Below are 6,005 nucleotides of genomic sequence, written 5' to 3' on the forward strand. Positions count from 1 at the left end.
CACATCACTTTCCACGAGCATGATCAGTCCATTGCGTCAGCAAAGCGGAGGAAGGACCATGAAATCGAAGGAAAAGAACCTGGGTGGCGTGAATCGTTCGCGCGGCATCCATAAACCCAAAACCGTCAGCGTTGCCGAGGGCAGTCTGCAATCGCGCGCACCGGGAGCGGTGATGCGCGGCGGACCTGAATCGCCTTTCCCGGTGGCACATACGGGCTCTCAGCAATCCGATCTCGGCCGCAATGCGCGGGGCGGTGTCGGCAGTTCGCAAGGCGGCGGCTGGAGCGCGCGCCAGCGTGGTCAGCGCATGCAGGCGCAGGCCGAGATGAACCGCGTCCACGAAGTCCAGCAATCCGGCCAGGGCGGGATGGAACAATCCCAGCATGCTGGTTCGCAACAGTCGGATTCGGGGCAAGGTGGCGCCCGGGGCTTGCAGGGACATCCAGACCAGCCGGCGTCGGACTATGCTAGCCGGCCAAACCAGAAAACGCCTCGCAGCTGAACCGCGCCAGCCCGCCCAGCGCCCGGCATGTCCGGGCTTTTTTGTGTCCACCGCTGTCCCTCCTGCCTGCGATCGGAATCTGGGGCACAATGCACCTGTCAGCCTTGCCATTTCAACCATGACAGGAGAAGCATGAAAGAACAGGTCGCACGCAATGCCGTGCTGGTGCGCGCCATTGAATCCGCCGACATCCATCACGAGGTGCTGAGCGAGGACGATCGCAAGTACGCCAGCCGCAGTGCAAAGGAACTGGCAGCCTGGCAGGCAGCCGACGACAAGTCCGCCATGACCCAGCACCATTTCCTGGAGCAGCGCTCGGAACAGATCCTGAAACGCCTCGGGGAACGCAACCCGGCCTTTGGCGCTTTTGCCAAACGCCGGCTCGGTTTGCCGGGATTCTGGCTGGCATTGCCCTTCCTGGCCCTGGTCAGCGGCGCCCTGATCGACCGCATCGCCGATCCGCACCGGGTCGATTTGCTTTCCGCCCCCTTTCTTTTGATCATAGGCTGGAACCTGCTGGTCTACCTGTCCGTGCTTGTCCTGGCCTGCATTCCTGGCAAGCGCCATGGTTGGGCCAGCCCGGGCCTGCTGCGCCGCCTGAGTCTGGGCAAGCTGGCCGTCCCGCGCAAGCTGCCCGCGCCGCTGGCGGCCGGCATTACCAGCTTCATGGGCGAGTGGGCCGGGCTGAGCGCACCGCTCACCCGTGCACGGCTGAGCCGCACGGTCCACCTGGCTGCAGCCTGCTTCGCCCTCGGCGCCATCGCATCGCTGTATGCGCGCGGTCTGCTGACCCAATACGTCGTCGGCTGGGAAAGCACGTTCCTGGATGCTTCTCAGGTCCATACACTGTTGTCCTGGCTGTTCATGCCGGCAATGAACGTATTCCCCTTCCTCCAAGGTTTTTCGCTGGCAGAGATCGAACAGCTGCGTTTCGGACGCGTCGTGGCTGCCGCCAGCGGCGAGCGCTGGGTCCATCTCTACGGCGCAACCCTGCTGCTGCTGGTCGTGTTGCCGCGTGTGCTGCTGGCCGGGTTCGCCGCCTGGCGCGCGGGGCGGCTGGCAAACAGCTTCCCGCTCGACCTCGACCAGCCGTATTTCCGCAAGCTGGCGGACAGCATCGGCGCCGGTTCTCCGGCGCTCTTGCGTGTGCTCCCTTACAGCTACACGCTAGACGAAGCACGTGACCGCGGCCTGTGGTCGATCGCGGCCGCGGCCCTTGGCGCCCAGGCGCGGGTCCAGCTGCGTCCTGCCAGCGCGTATGGCATCGACGCCAAGGAGGCCTTGCGCGACCTGCAGCCCGATGAAGCGGGCATCACCGTCACAGCGGTCCTGTTCAGCCTGTCCGCCACGCCAGAAAAGGAAAACCATGGCGCTTTCCTCGATTACCTGACAAAACACGTGCGCCGCGGCGTGGCCGTGCTGGTGGATGAATCGCCGCTCACCGAGCGTATCGGCAGCCAGTCCGGCAGCGCCGAGCGCGTGGCTGAACGCAGCACGCTGTGGCGCCAGTTCTGCAGCTTCCATGGCACCTCGGCCACCTTCGTCAACCTGCTCGAGCCAGGCAAGTATCCAATCGAACTCGGCGCCGGCCTGCGTCTGCCGGAGCTGCGCTGATGGACGATCCGGTCAAGATCCAGTTCGCGCTCGTCTCGCACACGAACAATGGCAAGACGACCCTGGCGCGCACCCTGGTCGGCATGGATGTGGGCGAAGTGCGTGATGCCGCCCACGTAACCCAGTTCGCCGAGGCCCACCTGCTGCAAACCAGCGCGGCCGGTGACAGCCTGGTGTTGTGGGACACGCCGGGCTTCGGCGACTCGGTACGCCTGCTCAAGCGCCTGTCGATGTCGGGCAATCCGATCGGCTGGTTCCTGCGGGAAGTGTTCGACCGCTACCGCGACAAGCCCTTCTGGCTTAGCCAGCAGGCCCTGCGCGCCGCCAAGGAAGAGGCCGACGTCGTGCTCTACCTGGTGAACTCGTCCGAATCTCCCCAGGATGCCGGCTATCTGCCATCCGAAATGAAGATCCTCGAATGGCTGGGCAAACCGGTCGCGGTGCTGCTCAACCAGATGGGTCCGCCGCGCCCGGGCAGCGAAGAGGCGGCCGAGCAGGGGCGCTGGAAGCAGCACCTGGCCCGCTTCCCTGTCGTGAAGGAAGTACTGCCGCTGGACGCCTTTGCCCGCTGCTGGGTGCATGAACATGTGTTCTACGATGCGATCGGCAAGCTCATCGAACCTGCAAGGCAGGCAGGCTATGCCCGCCTGTTGGCTGCCTGGGAAGACGCCAACCAGCGGCGCTACCGCAATGCCCTGCACCTGGTGGCGGAGCTGCTCGCCTTTGCCGCGCGCGACCGCCAGGAGGTATCCTCGGAAGGCCAGGGGCTGTTCAGGTCCGCCCTCAAGGCCGTCGGATTGGGCAAGGACGAGCAGAAGCGCCAGGAACTGGCAATGGCTACGCTGGTCCAACGCCTGAACGATGAAATTGGCAGCACCACGGCACGCATGCTGGTCCTGCACAAGCTCGACCCTGGCGAAGCGGGCGCGATCAATGCGCGCGTGCGCGAGAACTTCGCCGTGCGCGCGCCGGTGGACCGGGCCCAGGCCGGCCTGTTGGGCGCGATGGTCTCGGGCGCGGCCACCGGCCTGTCGGCCGATCTGATGGCAGGTGGTCTTACCCTCGGCGGCGGGGCGCTGCTGGGGGCAATCGTCGGTGCGCTGACCATGGCTGGCGCAGCCTGGGGCTTCAATGTGGGGACCGACCGCAACCAGCACACCGTGCAGTTTGCCGACGCCTTCCTGCAGACGCTGCTGACTGGCGGCCTGCTGCGCTACCTGGCGGTGGCCCATTTTGGACGCGGGCGCGGCAACTATGTGGAAAGCGAAGCGCCTCCCTTCTGGCAGGCGGAGGTGGAGCGAGCAGTCGCGGCGCATGCGGGCGACCTGCCGGCCTTGTGGCGCGCCCTGCGCGCCGCGCCGGATGGGGAGGCGGCCATTGCGCTGGCCGAGAAAACGCTGGTGCCGGTGGCGGACGCCGTGCTGGCGCAGCTCTATCCGGCGACCGCGCTGCCGGCGCCGTCCCAACTCACCGGAACCGGTATTGCGCGCTGATGCCGAGCAGCCAGTTGCGCCCCGGCGCGGCTTCGTAGAAGCGGCGGTTCGCTTCGGCCACGATCACCGAGCCGACATAGTCGCGGTCCAGCAGGTTATTGACGCGCAGGTATTCCTTCAGATGCCAGCGTCCCAGTTGTTGGCGCGCCTGCAGGCGCAGGTGCAGGATGCCATAGCCGGGCGCCGGCACCGCCGCGTTGGCATCGTCTGGATGCACCTGGCTCGCGGCCTGGGCCTCGAGCGCGGCATTGAGCGCATCGTCCTTCGCCGTCCAGCCCAGTTCCGCAAACAGGTTGGCGCGCGGTACGCCAGGCAGCCGGTTCCCGGACGGGATGCTGCCGAAACCTTCGTCGTAGACGGCGCGCAGGAGGCTGGCCGAGACCAGGGCGTTCCAGCCGCCGGCGAAACGCGAAGCTAGTGATAATTCCATCCCCTGGCGCAAGGTGCTGCCGGCGTTGCGGTAGCTGGTGCGGCCACCGTTCGAAGCCTCGACCACGAGTTCGTTCCGGGTGCGCGCCTGAAACAGGGCAAGTTCGGCCCGCGTATGCTGGCCGAACATCGCCTTCGCGCCCACTTCGAGGTGGAGGCTGCGGCCGGGTTCCAGGCCAAAATTGAAACCGGCGCCGCTGGCCGAGTAGAACAGTTCATTGAGGGTCGGTGTCTCGAAACCGCGCGCCGCGCTCGCGTACAGGTTAAGCGAGGGCGTCAGCTTGCGCAGGATGCCGAGCACCGGTGCCGTACCCTGGTAGACGCTGCCGCCGCTGTCGTCGCCATTGTCGAGGAAACGGTCGCGCACGGCCACTTTCAGGCGCGTATGGCGCAGGCCGCCCGTCAGCATCCAGGCACCGGACTCCCATTCGGTCTGCACATAGGGATCGATGCTGGTCAGGCGGTTGCGCTCGTCGCGGCGCAGTCGGCCCTTGACGCCGAGCTGGGTGCCAAGGAAGTTCTCGAAGCCCTGGCGCAGGTCTTCGGAATCGGCATATTCCACGCCAGCGGTGGTGCGCAGCGTGCCTGAACCGAGCGCACGGACATCCTGCCAATTCAGGTCCATGCCGCGGAAGTCGCGATCGAAATCGATGACGCCGCCGGAGTGGCTGGCGGGCTGCTGGAAGGCGCGTGAAAAGGACTGGTACTGGATCACCTGGCGCTGGCCGCCATAGGCGGTCAGTTGCAGTCGGCTGGTTCCGAAACGCTGTTGCCAGTTCAGGCCGATCTGCTGGTGGGCGATGCTCTTGCGGGTGTTGTAGCGTTGCGCGAAACTGCGCTGCGGCGACGCGGTATCGGTGGTATCGGTCTCGCCCGCGCGCGGATCACGCGAGAAACTGTCCCAGGTGATGCCGAGCGGATCCTGGGTGTCGTCCTGGTCGAGTGCATTCGCAACGATGCTCAGCTTCCCGTCACGGCCGGTCGGCAATGTCAGCTTGGCATACCCCTGGTCGCGGACCGCGGCGCTGTGCTGGCGGTAGCCATCTGTTTCAAAGCGCGAAGCGTCGAGGACGTAGCCGAGCGTGCCGGTCTTGCCCTGGGCGTTGATATCGCGCTTGCGCAAACCATCGCTGCCGCCGGTGACTGACAGCTCGACAAAAGGCGGAGCCTCGCCATCGCGCGTAAACAACTGGATGACGCCACCAGAATGGTTGCCATACAGCGCGGAAAAGGGACCACGCAGGATCTCGATGCGCTCGGCCATGTCGAGATTGAACGTGGCCGCCTGGCCTTGTCCGTCTGGCATGGTCGCGGGGATGCCATCCGCGATCAGGCGGACCCCGCGTACGCCGAAGGAAGAGCGGGCGCCGAAGCCGCGCGAGGATACCTGTAAATCCTGCGCATAGTTCTGGCGGTTCTGGACCACGATGCCAGGCACCGCCACCAGCGATTCCGACAGGTTGATGCGCGGCTGGCCGGCCTGGATGCGTCCGGCATCGACCACGCTTATCGCAGCGGGCAGATCGAAGCTTTCCTGCTCCGTGCGCGAGCCGCTGACAACGACAACCGACACGGGCGGTACGGACTGGGCCAGGACCGGGGCCGTAAAGAGGCCAAACAAGGCGGCAAGCAGTGGCGAGCGAGGCAGATGGCGGTGCATGACGATAATGCAAAGTGGACAGATCGCCATCATAGCCGTGCTGGCCCATGGTGGCTGTTCGTTTAGCGCGAATCGATGTCGAAAGGCCTTGCTATCGAACGTCAGGATTTGCTATAGTTCGCCTCCGCTTCGGGAGCGCTGCAAAGCGCGACAGAAAAGGCCAACAAAATCAAATGGTTAAGTTGGCAACGGTCCGCAGAGCAATCTGCAACGAAGCGAACGAGGGGTTGACGGTTTTAGCGAAACACTGCATAATCTCACTTCTCTGCTGCTGACGAACACAACGCTTCGTAAGGCGCAGCAAGGT

4 protein-coding genes are annotated in these 6,005 nt (G+C 65.2%); 3 read left to right on the top strand and 1 reads right to left on the bottom strand.

All coding sequences use genetic code 11. The features are described 5' to 3' along the window. From LCI23_RS20140 to LCI23_RS20150, 3 genes are all read left to right on the top strand, one after another. On the top strand, positions 1-502 hold a 502-nt coding region (locus LCI23_RS20140; RefSeq protein ID WP_224948236.1), incomplete at its 5' end, for a hypothetical protein. A 132-nt stretch (positions 503-634) separates the two neighbouring features. Continuing rightward, positions 635-2,116, top strand: coding sequence for a DUF2868 domain-containing protein (locus LCI23_RS20145; RefSeq protein ID WP_224948237.1), 1,482 nt, complete (start codon positions 635-637; stop codon positions 2,114-2,116). Then, a complete protein-coding gene (locus tag LCI23_RS20150) occupies positions 2,116-3,609 on the top strand; it encodes a GTPase domain-containing protein (RefSeq protein WP_224948238.1) in 1,494 nt (497 codons plus the stop codon). Before LCI23_RS20145 ends, LCI23_RS20150 begins: the two co-directional genes overlap by 1 nt. Here the strand turns inward: LCI23_RS20150 and LCI23_RS20155 are convergent. Then, positions 3,584-5,611 (bottom strand): TonB-dependent receptor family protein, encoded by a 2,028-nt coding sequence (locus LCI23_RS20155; RefSeq protein WP_374041195.1) that lies wholly within the window; start codon positions 5,609-5,611, stop codon positions 3,584-3,586. The two genes, LCI23_RS20150 and LCI23_RS20155, sit on opposite strands and share 26 nt — an antisense overlap. Positions 5,612-6,005: the final 394 nt, after the last annotated feature.

This window comes from Massilia sp. MS-15 (assembly GCF_020176695.1).
Taxonomy (GTDB): domain Bacteria; phylum Pseudomonadota; class Gammaproteobacteria; order Burkholderiales; family Burkholderiaceae_D; genus Telluria; species Telluria hydrophila.

Excerpts from the sequence above, each read along its gene's own strand:
- LCI23_RS20145 (WP_224948237.1), top strand. The coding sequence starts at position 635 with ATGAAAGAACAGGTCGCACGCAATGCCGTGCTGGTGCGCGCCATTGAA.
- LCI23_RS20150 (WP_224948238.1), top strand. The coding sequence starts at position 2,116 with ATGGACGATCCGGTCAAGATCCAGTTCGCGCTCGTCTCGCACACGAAC.